Origin of the sequence: Pseudomonas sp. YeP6b (genome assembly GCF_025642995.1) — a bacterium.
Lineage (GTDB): Bacteria > Pseudomonadota > Gammaproteobacteria > Pseudomonadales > Pseudomonadaceae > Aquipseudomonas.
The window spans coordinates 3,819,960-3,837,507 of the sequence record NZ_CP080090.1; the positions used below are offsets into that span (position 1 = coordinate 3,819,960).

At 61.7% G+C, this 17,548-nt stretch carries 13 protein-coding genes; 11 read left to right on the forward strand and 2 right to left on the reverse strand.

What is annotated here, in order from left to right:
* The first annotated feature begins 109 nt into the window (after positions 1–109).
* The 3 genes from KZH41_RS17155 (at position 110) to KZH41_RS17165 (ending at position 3,010) form a co-directional block, all read left to right on the forward strand.
* Entirely contained in the window at positions 110–1,435 is a 1,326-nt protein-coding gene (locus KZH41_RS17155) for a C4-dicarboxylate transporter DctA (RefSeq protein ID WP_263275115.1), read from the forward strand.
* 169 nt (positions 1,436–1,604) lie between these two features.
* Entirely contained in the window at positions 1,605–2,306 is a 702-nt protein-coding gene (locus KZH41_RS17160) for a FadR/GntR family transcriptional regulator (RefSeq protein WP_094952749.1), read from the forward strand.
* 17 nt (positions 2,307–2,323) lie between these two features.
* The gene (locus KZH41_RS17165; protein ID WP_263273212.1) at positions 2,324–3,010 is read left to right on the forward strand and encodes a GntR family transcriptional regulator; all 687 of its coding nucleotides are present in this window, start codon (positions 2,324–2,326) and stop codon (positions 3,008–3,010) included.
* Positions 3,011–3,041: 31 nt separating this feature from the next.
* Here the strand turns inward: KZH41_RS17165 and KZH41_RS17170 are convergent, their stop codons facing one another.
* Positions 3,042–3,620 carry a TIGR00730 family Rossman fold protein gene (locus KZH41_RS17170; RefSeq protein WP_094952751.1) on the reverse strand — a complete coding sequence of 193 codons (579 nt, stop codon included), beginning with the start codon at positions 3,618–3,620 and terminating at the stop codon, positions 3,042–3,044.
* 228 nt (positions 3,621–3,848) lie between these two features.
* Here KZH41_RS17170 and KZH41_RS17175 point away from each other — a divergent pair, with 228 nt between their 5' ends.
* Positions 3,849–4,466, forward strand: a complete 618-nt coding sequence (locus KZH41_RS17175; RefSeq protein ID WP_263273214.1) for a hypothetical protein — start codon at positions 3,849–3,851, stop codon at positions 4,464–4,466.
* A 127-nt stretch (positions 4,467–4,593) separates the two neighbouring features.
* Here the strand turns inward: KZH41_RS17175 and KZH41_RS17180 are convergent, their stop codons facing one another.
* Positions 4,594–9,462, reverse strand: a complete 4,869-nt coding sequence (locus tag KZH41_RS17180) for an NAD-glutamate dehydrogenase (RefSeq protein ID WP_263273215.1) — start codon at positions 9,460–9,462, stop codon at positions 4,594–4,596.
* A gap of 492 nt (positions 9,463–9,954) precedes the next feature.
* Here KZH41_RS17180 and KZH41_RS17185 point away from each other — a divergent pair, with 492 nt between their 5' ends.
* The 7 genes from KZH41_RS17185 (at position 9,955) to KZH41_RS17215 (ending at position 17,364) form a co-directional block, all read left to right on the forward strand.
* The gene (locus KZH41_RS17185; RefSeq protein ID WP_094952754.1) at positions 9,955–10,308 is read left to right on the forward strand and encodes a hypothetical protein; all 354 of its coding nucleotides are present in this window, start codon (positions 9,955–9,957) and stop codon (positions 10,306–10,308) included.
* 213 nt (positions 10,309–10,521) lie between these two features.
* Complete coding sequence (locus KZH41_RS17190; RefSeq protein ID WP_017739127.1) at positions 10,522–11,481, forward strand: AAA family ATPase; 960 nt, start codon at positions 10,522–10,524, stop codon at positions 11,479–11,481.
* A 5-nt stretch (positions 11,482–11,486) separates the two neighbouring features.
* Positions 11,487–12,419, forward strand: a complete 933-nt coding sequence (locus tag KZH41_RS17195; RefSeq protein WP_263273221.1) for a DUF58 domain-containing protein — start codon at positions 11,487–11,489, stop codon at positions 12,417–12,419.
* Complete coding sequence (locus tag KZH41_RS17200; protein ID WP_094952756.1) at positions 12,416–12,910, forward strand: DUF4381 domain-containing protein; 495 nt, start codon at positions 12,416–12,418, stop codon at positions 12,908–12,910. Before KZH41_RS17195 ends, KZH41_RS17200 begins: the two co-directional genes overlap by 4 nt.
* Positions 12,903–13,991 (forward strand): vWA domain-containing protein, encoded by a 1,089-nt coding sequence (locus KZH41_RS17205; protein ID WP_094952757.1) that lies wholly within the window; start codon positions 12,903–12,905, stop codon positions 13,989–13,991. Before KZH41_RS17200 ends, KZH41_RS17205 begins: the two co-directional genes overlap by 8 nt.
* On the forward strand, positions 13,988–15,727 hold the full coding sequence (locus KZH41_RS17210; protein ID WP_094952758.1) for a tetratricopeptide repeat protein: 1,740 nt from the start codon (positions 13,988–13,990) through the stop codon (positions 15,725–15,727). Before KZH41_RS17205 ends, KZH41_RS17210 begins: the two co-directional genes overlap by 4 nt.
* Positions 15,724–17,364: a BatD family protein gene (locus KZH41_RS17215; RefSeq protein ID WP_242150226.1), complete on the forward strand. Its 1,641-nt coding sequence runs from the start codon at positions 15,724–15,726 to the stop codon at positions 17,362–17,364. The genes KZH41_RS17210 and KZH41_RS17215 overlap by 4 nt, the downstream gene beginning before the upstream one ends.
* Positions 17,365–17,548 lie beyond the last annotated feature (184 nt).

Sequence of the window (17,548 nt, forward strand, 5' to 3'; positions counted from 1 at the left end):
CCGTTCAATATCTACTTGTGATTTCAAAAAAACCCAGCGTAGACTGGCCACGCACTGGACTTACCGGTAAGACCACAACAATTAAGCCCTGGAACCACCAGGGCACCGAATAGAGATCCCTCCCATGCTCAGATGGTGCTCGCGTTCGATTTTCCTGCAAGTCGTGATTGGCCTGATGCTCGGCATCGCCTGCGGCCTGGCCCTTCCCGAATTCTCCTCGCAACTCAAACCCCTGGGTGACGGCTTCATCAAGCTGATCAAGATGCTGATTGGCTTGATCGTGTTCTGCGTGGTGGTCAGCGGTATTTCCGGCGCCGGCGACTTGAAGAAAGTCGGGCGCATCGGCCTCAAGTCGGTGATCTACTTTGAAGTGCTGACCACTGTTGCGCTGGTGATCGGCCTGATCATGGCCTTCAGCACCGGCATCGGCACCGGCGCCAATATCCACCTGGAGCAATTGTCCTCCGCCGGCCTGAATGAACTGGCTGACAAGGGCCAACATATCCGTGGCACCAGCCAGTTCCTGATGGACCTGATCCCCAACTCGGTAATCGGCGCCTTCGCCGACAACAACGTGCTGCAAGTGCTGCTGTTTTCAGTGCTGTTCGGCAGCGCGCTGAACTTGGTGGGCGAAGCCGCTTCGGGCATCTCGCGGTTGATTAACGAGCTGAGCCACGTGATCTTCCGCATCATGGGCATGATCGTGCGCTTGGCGCCGATTGGCGTGTTCGGCGCCATCGCCTTCACCACCAGCACCTACGGCCTGGATTCGCTGCAACATCTGGGCAGCCTGGTAGGCTTGTTCTACCTGACCTGCTTTGCCTTTGTCGGGCTGGTGCTGGGCCTGGTGATGCGCTTGTCCGGCCTGCGCATGTTGCCGTTGCTCAAGTACCTGCGCGAAGAGTTGCTGATCGTGATGGGCACCGCCTCATCCGATGCGGTGCTGCCACAGATCATGCGTAAACTCGAGCACCTGGGTATTGGCAGCTCAACGGTAGGCTTGGTGATTCCGACGGGGTATTCATTCAACCTCGACGGTTTCTCGATCTACCTGACCCTGGCCATCGTGTTTATCGCCAACGCCACCGGCATCCCGCTGTCGATGACCGACTTGCTGACCATCCTGCTGGTGTCGCTGATTACCTCCAAGGGCGCTCACGGGATTCCGGGCTCGGCGCTGGTGATTCTAGCCGCGACCCTCACCGCCATCCCGGCGATTCCGGTGGTCGGGCTGGTGCTGGTGTTAGCGGTGGACTGGTTCATGGGTATAGGGCGTGCATTGACCAACCTGATCGGCAACTGTGTTGCCACCGTGGCCATTGCCCGTTGGGAAAAAGACATCGATATCCAGCGCGCCAACAAGGTGCTCGACGGCCAGCAAGGCTATGCCTTCCAGGCCAAGAAGCCGGTGCTGCCGGCGCATCAAGAGTTTTAAGCGATTTCATAAACAACACAGATCCACTGTGGGAGTTGGCTTACCTGCGATAACGGTGGGTCAGCAATAGAGATGTTGACTGACCGTCAGTCATCGCAGACAAGCCAGCTCTCACACTGGATCGTCACAAGACTCACCATTGTATTTGCACTATCAAGGAGACGTAGACGTGATCAGCACCTCAACCGTCGTCAATTCAGTCGTAGAAAAACTGCGCGCCGCACTCAAGCGCGGCCAGTGGCGGCGTGGCGAAATGCTGCCCGGCCAGCGTGAACTGGCCGAACAAATGGGCATCAGCCGCCCAAGCCTGCGTGAAGCGGTGATCGTGCTGGAAACCCTGGGCCTTGTGCGCTCGATGCCCGGCAAAGGTGTGGTGGTGCTGGAAACCAGCGTCAGCGAACCGCAATCCAGTGACGCCGTGGCCGATGCCAGCCTGGAAGACATCCTGCAACTGCGCTACACCCTCGAGCCGTTCATTGTCGGCCTGGTCGCCCAATCCATCAGCAGCAAAGAAGTCGGCCAATTGCGCCTGACCCTGATGGACATGCGCGAAGCCCTGGATGCCGGTGACGCCGAAGCGGGCATGAACGCCTACATCGGTTTCCACGAAGAACTGTTCGCGCTGACCTCCAACCCGATCTTCCAGAACGTGGTGCAACAGACCAGCAACGCCCTCAAGCAAAGCGCCCAGGTGCTGCGTAATTCGCCCGAACACCTGGCGGAACGCCTGCAGGAAAACGAGGCCGTGGTGCGCGCTATCCGCAACAAGAACAGCGCCCTGGCCAGTGCCGAGATGCGTCGGCACATCCTCCAGGAAGGCCTGCGCATGGGCATTCGCTTGAACATCCCGGACGACCATCTGGGCAGCTGAATTTTTGGAGACAGGCCATGACCGCCCACGCCCTGCAACGCCACCCCATCCTCCCTGCCCTGCGCCTGGTGGCAGGCAAAAAGCCCTCGGTGGATGACATCTACCCGCGCTTGTTCGACGCCATACTCGAACAACGCATCGCGCCCTCCAGCCGGTTTACCGAAGAAGGCCTGGGTGAAACCTTTGGTGTCAGCCGCAGTGTTATTCGCCGTGTATTGGCAAAACTGTCTCACCAACAAGTCATCATCCTGCGCCCCAACCAACGCGCTCAGGTCGCAGCGCCGGATGCCCAGCAAACACGGCAGATTCTAGAAGCGCGGCGCCTGACCGAAATCACCGTGGTGCAGCTGGCCTGTGCCCAGGCCACGCCGACGCACATCCGCCAGTTACGCGAACTGATCGCCCGAGAGCGTGAGTACATCGAGCGCGACCAACGCGGCCCGGCAATTCGGCTGTCCGGGGAGTTTCACCTGCAATTGGCCGCGATGGCACGTAACGCGCCCTTGGCGCAGTTCCTCAACAGCCTGGTGCCGCTGACCTCGCTGATCATTGCCCAATACGAGGCGCAAGCCTGTACGTATTGTGCGTGGCAGGAGCATGTGGCGATTGTGGATGCACTGGAACAACGTGATGTGACTGGCGCGATCAGCCTGATGACCCAGCACCTGGATCACCTGGAAGCGAAACTGCTGAAACTCAACTGACGGTCACCACCGCGTCGTTTTTTTTGCACCTTCAGGTGTCTTCTCGGTTGATCCACTTGGGCACGTTGGGCGCCTGATAACTCAGCACCGCGGCCAGCAAACGCTCCACGTTCGGTTCAACGATGAGCATGTCGCGGTGCACGGGTTTTAGAAACGCCTCACTGACAACCGTGTCGAGGAACGTGGCCAAGCCGTCGTAAAAACCGTTGATGTTGAGCAAGGCGCAAGGTTTTGCGTGCTGCCCGAGTTGCGCCCAGGTCCACACCTCAAACAACTCTTCAAACGTACCGATGCCGCCGGGCAACGCGATAAAACCGTCGGACAGCTCAGCCATCAGCGCCTTGCGCTCATGCATGGAGCTGACGATCCGCAGGTCTTGAAGGCCAGTGTGGGCCAGTTCTTTCTCGGCCAGGAACCCCGGCATCACACCGATCACTTCACCGCCACTGGCCAGCGCGGCATCAGCCACCGCACCCATCAAGCCAACCGAGGCACCACCGTAGACCACACCGATACCCGCCTTGGCCAGCGCATGGCCCAGTTGAGCCGCCATCTCCGAGTACACCGGCAACCGGCCCGGGCTTGAACCTGAGAAAATACAAAGTCGCATACAGCCTCGCTTGATCTGGTTGTGTTGGAGTACAGCCCTCATTTAACGACGCTGATAAATCAGCACCAGGCCTATCCGCTCACGGCAGGCTACCGCATACATGACGTAATCGCACAACAGGGTTTATACGATAGAAAGGTTTTTTGCGTATTTACTGACAGCACAGATGACCAACTATCCGCACAATGCGGGCACTCCAGAAAGCCTTACACGCGGGTGAATACCTCTATGCAAGCCCTGACCTTTACGCTAATCGCTGCCCTGTTCATTCCCTTTGCACAAGCAGGTGAGAAGGCCACGACCGACACTCATGTCATCACCGATGCGAACCCTGTGTGGTTGCTTGAACGGCCCTACCCAGAAGGCCCGATGTTGGCCGCACGTACCTTTGGTGGCAGCGCTTACGGTGATCACCATATGAAGGCTAACCTTGTGATCAGCTGTCACCCGCAGAACCCAAACGCTGGCCTGTCGCTGGAGATCATCCCGCAATTACTGGGCTGGGACGTCGACCCATTTGAAGGCAAGGATGCCAGCGCAAATGGGCCACTGAGTATCACGACAGGCACACGCGCCGCCGTCGAACACGTGGTCAGTGGCGTCTGGAATTACGGCGGGATGTTCCAGATGGGTTTGGTCTTTGAGCTCAGCACCTCTGTCCCGCGAGAGGAATTAGCCTACTGGGCCACCGATGCCTCGCGCGGGCAAACCCTGACACTTTCGTTGGCCCCCGCCACTGAGGGCGGCAAGCCGCTGACGGCATCGTTCTTATTGCCGGCAAACAACAACGGGTTGAAGAAAGCCATCCAGCCTTGCCTGGGGCCAGCCGGCGCGGCTACACGCTAACCTGTGGAGATCAAAATGTGGGAGCTGGCTTGCCTGCTCCCCCCGTTGAACCCGTTGTTTGATAAATCGTGTTCCAACAAAAAGCCCCCGCATCTCACGATACGGGGGCTTTTGTTTTACTGCCTGATCAAGCCGGTTGCAGCACCGACTGACCACTCAGCGCCAGGTCCAGCAACTCACGGTTGGCGACCGCGTACATGGCGTAGTCCGTGCCGACGGCGGCACGAATTTCCACCATCATTGCGCGCCAACGATCGGCCATGTCCTGGTGCTGCTCAAGCCACAGGGCCACGCGGGCTTCCATGTCTTGTGGCGCGTCGGCCATTTGCAGTACCGAGATGGTGATCGCCCGTTGCTGCCAGTCCACGTCGTCGCGGAAGGCTTCGCGGGCCGCGGCTTGCCAGTTGTTGGCCACCGGCAGATCGCTGATCTGCTGCAGGTACCACGGCAAGTCCAGGGCGCTGCCGACGGCGAAGTAGGCCTTGGCCACTTCGGCGGCGTCATGCCCGGTCACGTCAGCGGCTTCGATGATCGGCAGCAAGGTGTACAGGTGAGTCGTGCCTGCAACCATGCGCGCCAACAACTCCGGTACACCCGCTTCGGTGTAAGCCAGGTAGCGGGTCTGCCAACCTTCACGGGTCGGGCCTTCCAGCAGTTCGTCGAGCTTGAGGCCCAACGCCGCCAGGTGCGGACCGAAGTGTGCGGTGTCGCGGCCAGCGTCCTGCTCGTTGCGACGGCTGCGCAGGAACCAGCGCGTGGCACGGCGGCCCAGGCGCATCAGCTCGTCCATCAGCTCCAGTTGCACGTCGGCGCAGACCTGGTGGTCCAGGGCTTCGATCTGACGGAACCAGTGCGGGAGATGGAAGATGTCACGCACGATCACATAAGCGCCGGCCACGTTCGCCGGGCTCATGCCGGTCGACTCTTTGAGCCGTTGAACGAAGGTGATGCCCATGTGGTTGACCAGGTCGTTGGCGATCTGGGTGCTGACGATCTCACGCTTCAAGCGGTGACGGCGCATCGCTTCGCCGAACTTGGCAACCAGGCTCGGTGGGAACGCGGTCTCCATGTCACGGGTCAGGTAGTCATCATCCGGCACCAGCGACTTGAGCAGCGCTTCCTTGAGGTCGATCTTGCTGTACGAGATCAACACCGACAGCTCCGGACGCGTCAGGCCCTTGCCGGTGGAAGCGCGCTCGGTGAGCTGCTCCTCGGTCGGCAGGTACTCGATGGCACGGTCCAGCTTGCCACGGCCTTCCAGGTCGCTCATCAGGCGCTTGTACTCAGCGGCACGCTCGTAAGCTTTGCGGGCGGCCAGGGACAGGGCCTGGGTCTGTTTGTAGTTGTTGCCCAACACCAGGCTGCTGACTTCGTCGGTCATGCTCGCCAGCAGCTGGTTGCGCTGCTTGTCGGTCATGTCACCGGCCTGCACCACTTCGTTGAGCAGGATCTTGATGTTCACTTCGTGGTCGGAGCAGTCCACACCACCGGCGTTGTCGATGAAGTCGGTGTTGGAACCGCCACCATTGAGGCCGAATTCCACACGACCTAGCTGGGTCATGCCGAGGTTACCGCCCTCGCCCACCACCTTGCAGCGCAACTCGTTGCCGTTGACGCGCAGGGCGTCGTTGGCCTTGTCGCCCACGTCGGCGTGGCTTTCAGTGCTGGCCTTGACGTAAGTACCGATGCCGCCGTTCCACAACAGGTCCACCGGCGCCTTGAGCAAGGCGTTCAGCAGTTCGGTCGGGGTCAACTTGTCGGCCCGGATGTCGAAGCGTTCTTTCATCTGTGGCGAAATGGCAATGCTCTTCGCGCTGCGCGAGAAGATACCGCCGCCTTCGGACATGATGCTGGTGTCGTAGTCGGTCCAGGCCGAGCGCGGCAACTCGAACATGCGCTGACGCTCAACGAAGCTGGTCGCCGGGTTCGGGTTCGGGTCGATGAAGATGTGCAGGTGGTTGAAGGCCGCGACCAGTTGCAGCTTGTCGGACATGAGCAAGCCGTTACCGAACACGTCACCGGCCATATCGCCGACGCCCACCACAGTGATGCTGTCTTCCTGCACGTTGATGCCGCGCTCACGGAAGTGACGCTGCACACCGACCCACGCGCCCTTGGCGGTGATGCCCATTTTCTTGTGGTCGTAACCGGCGGAACCACCGGATGCGAACGCATCGCCCAGCCAGAAGCCGTAATCAATGGCGATGCCGTTGGCGATGTCGGAGAAGGTCGCAGTGCCCTTGTCCGCTGCCACTACCAGGTACGGGTCATCGTCGTCATGACGCACGACGTTGGCCGGAGGCACCAGGGCGCCGTCTTTGAGGTTGTCGGTGATGTCCAACAGGCCGGAAATGAAGATGCGGTAGCAGGCGATGCCCTCGGCCGCGATCTCGTCCCGGCTGCCGCCCAATGGCAGGCGACGCGGCAGGAAGCCGCCTTTGGCGCCCACCGGCACGATCACCGAGTTCTTCACTTGCTGGGCTTTTACCAAGCCAAGCACTTCAGTACGGAAGTCTTCTTCACGGTCGGACCAACGCAGGCCGCCACGCGCGACGTTGCCAAAGCGCAGGTGCACGCCTTCAACACGCGGCGAGTAGACGAAAATTTCAAACTTCGGCACCGGCTTAGGCAGCTCAGGAATCGCGCGCGGGTCGAACTTGAAGCTGAAGTACGACTTGTTCTGGCCGTTGGCGTCGGTCTGGTAGAAGTTGGTGCGCAGGGTGGCCTTGATCAGGTCCAGGTAGCGACGCAGGATGCGGTCTTCGTTAAGCACCTGAACATCGTCAAGGGCCGTGAGAATCGCTTGTTCCAGGCGTTGCTGCTTGTCTTCCAGGTCATCGGCGGTGAGCTTGCGCGCCAGGTAGAAGCGCGTCTTGAACAACCGGGTCAGCTCGCGAGCGATGTCGGTGTGGTTGTTCAGGGTGCTGGCGATGTAACCGAGGTCGAAGCCCAGGCGGATCTGCTTCAAGTAACGCGCGTAGGCACGCAGCAGCGCCACGTCGCGCCATGGCAGGCCGGCAGTCAGTACCAAACGGTTGAACGCATCGTTTTCGGCATCGCCGTGGACGATGTGTACGAACGCGTCTTGCAGAGTGTCGTTGAGCTGTTGGATGTCCAGGTTCACGCCTTCGGCGGCGATGAACGCGAAATCATGAATCCAGAACTCACGGCCATTGGCACGGCGCAGGCGGTACGGGAATTCACCCAGCACACGCAGGCCGAGGTTTTCCAGGATCGGCAACACGTCGGACAGTGCCAGCGGCGTGTCAGCGTGGTAGAGCTTGCAATGCAGCTCGCGCTGGCCGGAGACCTGGCCCAGCGGCTGATAGAAACTCATCACCAGCGGGTTGGCTTCGGTCAGGCTGTTGAGGTGCTGCATGTCGACCACAGCCGAATGCGCCGCAAAACGCTCGCGGTAACCGGCCGGGAAGCCTTTCGGGAAGTCTGCCAGCACATTGGTGCCTTGGGCTTCGCCGAAGCTTTCGACGACGAGACTGGAGTAGTCGTCCTGCCAGCTGCGGCAGGCCTGCACCACTTCTTTTTCCAGTTGCAGCGTGTCGATGTCCAGGCGGTTCTTCGGGTCAACCCGCAGAATCAGCTGTACACGGGCCAACACGGATTCGGAGAAGAAGGTCCAGAACTCGCAATCCGAGGCTTTCAGGCGATCCATCAGCACTTGCTGGATCTTCTGGCGCACTTCGGTGGAATAGATGTCGCGCGGCACGTAGGCCAGGCAGTAGCAGAAACGACCGTACGGGTCTTTGCGCAGGAACACGCGGATCTTGTTGCGCTCCTGGATCTGCACGATCGACATCACAGTGCTGAACAGCTCGTCGACCGGGGTCTGGAACAGGTCATCACGGGGCAGCACTTCAACCACCTGAGCAAGCTCTTTGCCCAGGTGAGCCTTGGCCTGGAAGCCCGAACGGCGTTCGATTTCCGCAACCTTGCGACGGATATAAGGGATCACCCGCACGCTTTCGCCGTACACCGAGGAGGTGTAGAGGCCCATGAAGCGGTGTTCCTTGATGACCTTGCCGTCGGCGCTGATCTCACGGATCGACACATAGTCCGGATAAGCCGGGCGGTGCACGCGGCTTGGGTGCGCGGCCTTGGCGAACGACAGCACAGTCGGTTCACGCAGGTAGGCCACGGCGTAGTCTTCGATGCGCAGGTCTTCGGCGGTAAGGCCGGCACGCAGCAGTTTGGTCAGGCCGAGGAAGGAGCTGGCGTCATATTCGATATGGCCGCCGTCCGCCTCGTCACGTACCACGAACTCTTCATAGCCGAGGAAGGTGAAGTGGTTGCCCACCAGCCACTCCAGGAAGTTCTTGATCTCGGCTTTTTCTTCGCCGTCGATGCTGAACTGGCTGGCGTCGATACCGTCCAGCAACTCCTGGACCTTGGCCTTCATCGGTTCAAAGTCGGACACGGCCACGCGCACTTCGCCCAGCACTTGCTCAAGCTCTTTGCTCAGCACGTTGAGTTCGGCGGCATTGGCGCAGCGGTCGATTTCCAGGTACATCAGCGATTCTTGCTGGACGCCTTCGCCCTGGGTGCCTTTAGGCAGGATTTCCAGCAACTCGCCCTTCTTGCCACGGCGCACGCTGAGCACGGTGGTTTGCAGGGTGTGGATGCTGTAGCCACGACGGTTCAGCTCGGTACGTACCGAGTCCACCAGGAAGGGCAAGTCATGGTGCAGCACTTCGACCGCTGTGTGGGTAGATTGCCAGCCATGACGTTCGTAATCGGGGTTGTAAACGCGCACTTGCGGGGCGCTGTGGTCAAAGCGCTCAAGCAGGCGCCAAGCAGACAAGGTGCAACCGGCCAGGTCGGAAAGGCGACGTTGGGTCAGTTCGTCCAGGGAAATAATGCCGAAGAATTGCTCAGCGAACAGCGCCACTTGTGGCAGTGCCTGTTCACTGATGTGCTGCGCCAGTGCCGCTTGCAGTTGATGCTGGAAGTCGGCCTTGCTGGCTGCGGTGAAGAACGCCATCTGTGGTACTCCGCTTGGGCTTGTTATTGATGGAAGCGTCGCGTGTTATCCCCTTGCGGGGAGACCGTCAGCGCTGTTCGTCGGTACGGATAATAAGCACCATAAACGAATCAGGGTGACAGGTGGGTGAAGCTGGACAAGACAGTCAGGTCACATACAACTTCCATAAGAAGTGCACCTTACCAGGCGACGGTACGACGGGCAGGTCAGGCTCCCGGCACAGGGCACATCCGTTGCGCAGCTTAACGAGTGTAGGAAGACAACTGCTTGCGATGCTGCGACATATTCGGTCATCGGTACGCAGGCTTGAGGTTGCGACTTGGGCAACCTGGATTTTCCCGAAGAAAATCCGGCTATATTCAAGCCTGGGAGTACCGAAAATGACTGGTATTGCCCGTCAGGTCATGCACTGGGTCTGACATATGATGCAGCACAAAATTCGCCGCAATGGCACAATTGCCGAGCTGCGCCCTCCCCCTGACAGGATTTCCCATGCTGCAACTGAACACTGACGCACTGATGGCCACCCCGTGCGACGACGAAGAAGACAACATGGCTATGCTCTGCTGCCACGGTAAAAACGGCGAGATGTTCATGCTCACCCGTTACCCGGATGAAGATGAGGTTGAACTGACCTGGGACTACGAGCCGTCGACCCTCGATGGGCTGAAGGTCACCCTGAGTGACACGACGCTGCTGGTTGAACTGGCCGCCGGGGACGCCGACGCGTTGGGTGGCAAGGATCAGCTGCAGATCACCCACGCCACTGCCGCGTCGGATTTGGCTGAAGTTGAAGAGACCTTGCAGAACATTCTCAAGGGCACCGGCACCTTTACCCGAATCTAAACTGCCGCACAGATCAAATGTGGGAGCCAGCTCCCACATGGGCAAGGCAAGCCTTCAGCACAATTTGTGCTGCACACACAAAATTCCTACAAGTTTTCCTAAAAATACCCCGCGCGCCGTTAGTCGCCGCACCCCTCGATGCATTAAAGTAAGCCCCCCAGGCCAGGCGTTTTTTTCTCAATGCCCGGCCAATCTCTCCAGGAACCGTCATCGATGGAACATCGTGAAGCGCTGCTTGCGCTGCGAACCTTTCTTTCTACGCAGATTCTCGGCCAGGAAAAACTCATCGATCGCCTGCTGATCGCGCTGCTCGCCGACGGCCACATGCTGGTAGAAGGCGCGCCGGGCCTGGCCAAGACCAAAGCCATCAAAGAGTTGGCCGAAGGCATCGAAGCGCAGTTCCATCGTATCCAGTTCACCCCCGACCTGTTGCCCGCCGACATCACCGGCACCGAGATCTATCGCCCAGAAACCGGCAGCTTCGTGTTCCAGCAAGGGCCGATCTTCCACAACTTGGTGCTCGCGGACGAAATCAACCGTGCGCCGGCCAAGGTGCAGTCGGCGTTGCTCGAAGCCATGGCCGAGCGCCAGGTCAGCGTGGGGCGCAGCACGTACGAGTTGTCGCCGCTGTTTCTGGTGATGGCCACGCAAAACCCCATCGAGCAGGAAGGCACCTACCCACTGCCCGAAGCCCAGCTCGACCGTTTCCTAATGCACGTCAAAATCGGCTTCCCGGACGCCGCCGTCGAACGGCGCATCCTGCAACAAGCCCGTGGCGAGGCGCTCAACGGCGAAACCAAGCCTGAGCGCCGTGTCAGCCAGCAGGCAATCTTTGCTGCACGCAAGGAAATCCTCGGCTTGTACATGGCCGACGCCGTAGAGGAATACCTCGTGCAACTGGTCATGGCCACGCGCACCCCGGCCAAGTTTGATCCGGAGATGGCCGAGTGGATCGCCTACGGCGCCAGCCCACGCGGTTCCATCGCCCTCGACCGCTGCGCCCGCGCCCACGCCTGGCTGGCCGGTCGCGACTTTGTGAGCCCGGAAGATATCCAGGCGGTGCTGTTCGACGTGCTGCGCCATCGCATCATTCTGTCGTTCGAAGCCGAAGCCGCCGGCATCGACCAGGACCGCGTGGTGCAACGCATTCTCGACGTCGTTGCCGTCGCTTGAACCCCATGAATGCAAGCGATGGGATCCGCGTCACGCTCAGCGAATTGATTGAGATGCGCCACCGCGTGCGCGAAGTGCAGCTGTTTTCCACGCCGAGCCAGCGCAGCCCGCTGATCGGCCTGCACCATTCCAAGCTGCGCGGGCGCGGTGTCGACTTTGACCAGGTGCGCGTGTACCAGGCTGGGGACGACGTGCGCACCATCGACTGGCGCGTGACGGCGCGCACCCAGGAGCCGCACACCAAGCTGTTCCACGAAGAACGCGAGCGGCCGATTTTCATCATGGTTGAGCAAAGCTGCCGGCTGTTTTTCGGCTCCGGCCAGATGTTCAAGTCGGTGCTCGCCGCGCAAGCCGCCAGCCTGATCGGCTGGGCGGCGCTGGGGCACAACGACCGCGTCGGCGGGCTGGTGTTTGGCGACAACGAGCACTATGAAATCAAGCCCCGGCGCAGCAAGCAAAGCCTGCTGCAACTGCTCAACCGACTGGTGCGCGTCAACCAGAGCCTCAATACCGAGAGCCGCCCCGAAGCCGACGCCTTGGGCATGGCCCTGCGCCGTGGCCGTGAAGTGCTGCGCCCTGGCAGCCTGGTGATCGTGATTTGCGATGAGCGCGCGCTGACCGAAGGTGCCGAGCAACAGCTGAGCCTGCTGTCGCGGCATTGCGACCTGCTGCTGTTGCCGATTTCCGACCCGCTGGACCACGCCCTGCCTGCTGCGGGGCTGTTGCGTTTTGCCGAGCGCGGCGCGCAGCTGGAACTGGACACACTGAATTTCGACTTGCGCCAAGCCTACAAGGCCCAGGCCGAAGCCCGCATCGCCCGCTGGGAATTATTCGCGCAGAAACTGCGAATCCTGCTGATGCCGTTAAGCACCCAGAGCGAAATGGTCGAGCAACTGCGCGAATACCTCAACCCGCAACGCCCGGTTAAAAAACAATGAGCAGCCTCGATCAACTGCAACCGCTGATCGCCCCACCGGCCATCGGCTTCTGGCCGCCTGCGCCGGGTTGGTGGCTGTTGCTGCTGGTGGTTCCGCTGCTCGGCTGGGGCTTGTGGTCCTTGCGTCGCTTGCTGCCCACGCGCCGCCCGGTGGCTCGCGCCGAACAACCGCTGGACCCGCTGCGCATCACCGCCCTGGCCGAGCTGGCCTTGATGCCCAAACCCTACGACGGCGCACCCGCCGGCGCCTGGCTGCAGCAACTCAACGGCCTGCTCAAACGCCTGTGCCGCAACGACTACCCCTACAGCCAGAGCCATACCCTCAACGGGCGCAAATGGCTGGCGTTCCTCGACAACCGCTGCCCGGCCGCCGGCCTCACACGCTGGATGGTGCTGGTAGAAGGCGCTTACAAACCCGAATGCAAACTCGACGACAAAGCCATCGCCGGCCTGACCCAAGCCGTCGACACCTGGATTCGCAAACATGTTTGAGTTCGCCTGGCCGTGGATCTTCGCCCTGCTGCCATTGCCCTGGTTGATGCGGCTTATCTTGCCGGTGGCCGACAGCGGCGAACCCGCGCTGAAAGTCAGCTACCTCGCCGACCTCGAAGGCCTGGCCCGCCGCCGTGCGCGGATCAACCTACCGGGCTGGCGCCAACAAGCACCGTTCGTGGTGCTGTGGCTGCTCTTGCTCACCGCTGCGGCCCGCCCGGAATGGCTCGGCGAACCCCTACCGATTGCCGCCAGCGGCCGCGACTTATTGGTCGCCGTGGACGTCTCCGGCTCCATGGACTTCCCCGACATGCACTGGCAGGACGAAGACGTCAGCCGCCTGAGCCTGGTGCAACACTTGCTCGGCGACTTCCTGGAAAGCCGTGAAGGCGACCGCGTCGGCCTGATCCTGTTTGGCAGCCAGGCCTACCTGCAAGCCCCGCTGACCTTTGACCGACGCACCGTGCGCACCTGGCTGGATGAAGCGCGCATCGGCATCGCCGGCAAGAACACCGCCATCGGCGATGCGATTGGCCTGGCCCTTAAACGCCTGCGCCAGCGCCCGGCACAAAGCCGCGTGCTGATTCTGGTCACCGACGGCGCCAACAACGCCGGGCAGATCGACCCGCTGACTGCCGCACGCCTGGCCGCTGAAGAAGGGGTAAAAATCTACCCGATCGGCATTGGTGCCGATCCAGAGCAAACCGGTTCGCTGGGCATTCTTGGCGTCAACCCGAGCCTGGACCTGGACGAGCCCGCGCTGAAAGCCATCGCCGACGCCACCGGCGGCCAGTACTTCCGTGCCCGTGACGGCGACGAATTGCAGAAGATCAAGGAAACCCTCGACCAGCTTGAGCCCGTCGCCCAACAACCGACCCAAGCCCGCCCGGCCCAGGCGCTGTACAGCGCGCCATTGGCCCTCGCGCTGGTCCTGAGCATGTTGGTGGTGATCCAGGAACGCTGGCCCAACAACGCGCTGCAGCGCTTCTTTAATAAACTCTCGACCCAGGGCAATTTCCTGCAACAGCACCCTGAATGGCGCCAGCGCCTCAAACGCCTGCGTTTGCGGAGGCGTCGATGATCGACCTGTGGCCGCACTGGTTCCGTCCTTGGTGGCTGTTGCTGTTGCCGCTGCTCGGCTGGCTGCTGTGGCAGCTGTGGCACCGGCAAAAGCGCGCCGGGCGCTGGCAGATGATCCTGCCGCCCGCCTTTCATGCGGTGTTGCTCAGTGGTGGCAACGGCCGCGAGAGCAAATCGCCGTGGGTGGTGCTCGGCATCGCCTGGCTGCTGGCCGTGTTGGCCTTGCTGGGCCCAAGCTGGCAAAGGGTTGAACAGTCCAGCCAGAAACCCGCCGACCCGCTGGTGGTGCTGCTGGAATTGACCCCGGAAATGCTCGCCACCGACAGCCCGCCCAATCGCCTGGAGCAGGCACGGCGCAAGCTGTATGACTTGCTGCAAGCGCGCGCCGACGCACCGACCGCCATCGTCGTGTATGCCGGCAGCGCCCACACCCTGGTGCCGCTGTCGGATGACCTGGCCACCAGCCGCAACCTGCTCGAAGCCCTGCGCCCCTCGATCATGCCCGTGCCCGGCCATCGCGCCGACCTCGCCGTGGAGAAAGCCCTGGGCTTACTCAAGCAAGGCGGCCTCGGCCAAGGGCGCTTGCTGCTGGTCGGCTCGTCCCTGTCGAAACAAGAACGCCAAGGCATCCGCCTGCAGTTGCAAGGCGCGCAGGCGCCGACCTTGTCGATCCTCGGCATCGGCAGCCGCGAAGGCACGCCGGTGACCCAGGAAAGCGGCGAGTTCCTCAAGGATGAACAAGGTGCGATCCTGGTGCCACGCCTCGACAGCCCGACCCTCAAGGCCTTCGCCAGCGAAATGGGCGGCCACTACCGCGCCGCGCGCCTGGACGACAAGGACCTGCGCCAACTCAACCTGCTCGATGGCCCGCAAACCCTGCGCAACGACGGCCAACTGTTGCACCTCGACAGCTGGGCCGACCAGGGTTACTGGCTGCTCCTGCCGCTGTTGCTGCTTGGCGCCTGCGCCGGGCGCCGCGGCTGGCTGTTTTGCCTGCCATTGCTGCTGTTGGTCGCGCCGCAGCCCAGCTATGCCTTCGAGTTTCAAGACCTGTGGCTGCGCCCCGACCAGCAGGGCCAGTACCTGCTGAAGAAAAAGCGCCCGGCCGAGGCTGCCGAACGCTTCGAGAACCCGCAGTGGCAAGGCGTTGCCCTGTATGAGGCGGGCAATTACGCCGAGGCGATCAAGCGCTTTGCGCTGAGCAACGACGCCTACTCCCACTACAATCGAGGCAATGCGCTGGCCAAGTCCGGCGAACTGGAAGCCGCCATCGACGCCTACGAACAGGCGCTGGAAGCCCAGCCCGACCTGCAACCGGCGCTGAAAAACAAAGCCTTGGTGGAAAGCCTGATGCAGCAACACGCTCAGCCTGACCCCGCCAAACCCGAAAAAAACGAGGATGACGAAACCACCCAACCCGGCCAAACTGCGCAACCGGGCACAAGCGGGCAAAGTGCTTCAGGCGGCGAACAATCGTCCCAAGGCCAGGGCGAGGCCGGCACGGGTGATACTCAAACCGGCGGCACGCCCAAAGCCGGCGGCAACGACGTACCGGGCAGCGAACTGGGTGATGAACAAACCACCACCCCGCCGCTGCGCCCCGCCGATGCCAGGATTGACGGCGAGCATCGCCAAGCGTTGGAGCAATGGCTGCAGGAGATCCCGGACAACCCTGGCGAACTGCTGCGGCGCAAATTCTGGTACGAACAGCAACAACATCAGGACAAGACTCGATGAGCCGCCGCACCACCCTTCTGCTCCTGCTCGCGTTAACGGCAGGCCACGCCCAGGCGGCGAACCTGGTTGCCAGCGTCGACCGCAGCCGCCTCAATTCCGGGGAAACGGTGGAGCTGACGGTGGAATCCAGCGACGTCACCCAGTTCGGCAAACCCGACCTGTCGCCCCTGGATGCGCAGTTCGAAGTCAGCGGCACGCGCCAGATCAACCAACTCACCACCCTGGGCGGCGATAACCACGCCACCACGCGCTGGATCATCACCCTGTTGCCCAAGGAAAACGGCACGGTGGTGATTCCGCCGCTGCAAGTGGGCGAACTCAAGACCCAGCCGATCAGCCTGCAAGTGGTCGAAACCGCCAGCCAGAACACCAGCGCCGAGCTGGCGCCAGTGTTCATCGAAGCCAACCTAGACCAGAGCAGCGTGTACGTCCAGGCCCAGGCCTTGTTGACCGTGCGCGTGTACCACTCGGTGTCGCTGTACGACGACAGCAGCCTCACGCCGTTGCAGATCCCCGATGCACGCATCGAGCAACTGGGCGAGTCGCGCACCTACGAAAAAGTCATCAACAGCATTCGCCACGGCGTGATCGAGACCCGCTACGCGATCTACCCGCAGCACAGCGGCGCCTTGGTGATTGCGGCGCAGACCTTCAGCGCCACGCTGGTGGAATCGCGCCCACCCCAGGAGAACACGCTGCAAGGCACCAAGCCGGGCAAGCTGATTCACGTCAGCTCCGCCGAGCTGTCGCTGAACGTCAAGCCCAAGCCGGCGCTGTACCCGGCTGACGCCCCCTGGATACCGGCCCGCAGCCTGACCCTGACGCAAGCCTGGAACCCTGAGCCTGAGCACGTACAAGTCGGCGACTCGCTGACCCGCAGCCTCACGGTCAAGGCCGAAGGCTTGTCCAGCGCGCAACTGCCGGCCCTGCCCAGCACCGACATCAACGGCCTGCGCCGCTACCCCGACCAACCGGTGCTCGCCAACCAGAACAACGACCACGGCCTGACCGGCAGCCGCGAAGACCGCGAAGCGCTGGTGCCGACCCGCGCTGGCGCCGTCGAACTGCCGGCGGTGGAAGTGGTGTGGTGGAACACCCACGAAGACCACCTCGAACGCACCAGCCTGCCCGCCCACACCCTGCAAGTGGCGACCAACCCGAGCCTGGTGGTGGACACGCCTGCCACGCCAACCGTGATTACAGCACCGGACGATGACCGCCTGTGGCTGTGGCAACTCAGTACACTGATCTTCATCTGCACCACCCTGCTGGGCTTTGGCCTGTGGTGGCGTGCGCGCCGCCAACCCGCCGTGCAGCGCACCGCGCAAACCGGCCCGAGCCCGCGCTCGCTGCTCGACGACCTCAAGCGCGCCACCCAGGCCAACGACCCGCAAGCCACACGCCAGGCACTGGATGCCTGGGCGCGGCAACAGCCGGAAACCCTAGCGGATATGGCGGCGCGGTTTGTGCCGTTGTCGGATGCTCTCGACGGATTGAACGGCGCGCTCTACAGCGAAGGCGGCCATTTCTGGCTGGGCGAAGACTTATGGCGTGCGGTCAAAGCCATCCCGATAGCCGAGCGCGAACACGACCCGGCGACCGATACCACCAGCTTGCCGCCGCTGTATCCCAAGTAAACCTCAGCTACCTGACACCACAAAATCCAAGTGGGAGCTGGCTTGTCGGATCGCTGCGATGCAGGCACCTTGGTGTGTCAGGCATAATCCGTTGATGCTATCGCAGGCAAGCCAGCTCCCACAGAAAAACAGAGCACTGCGGTGCTGGCAGCCGAACTCGCTCCCACAGTTGGATCTCGGTACA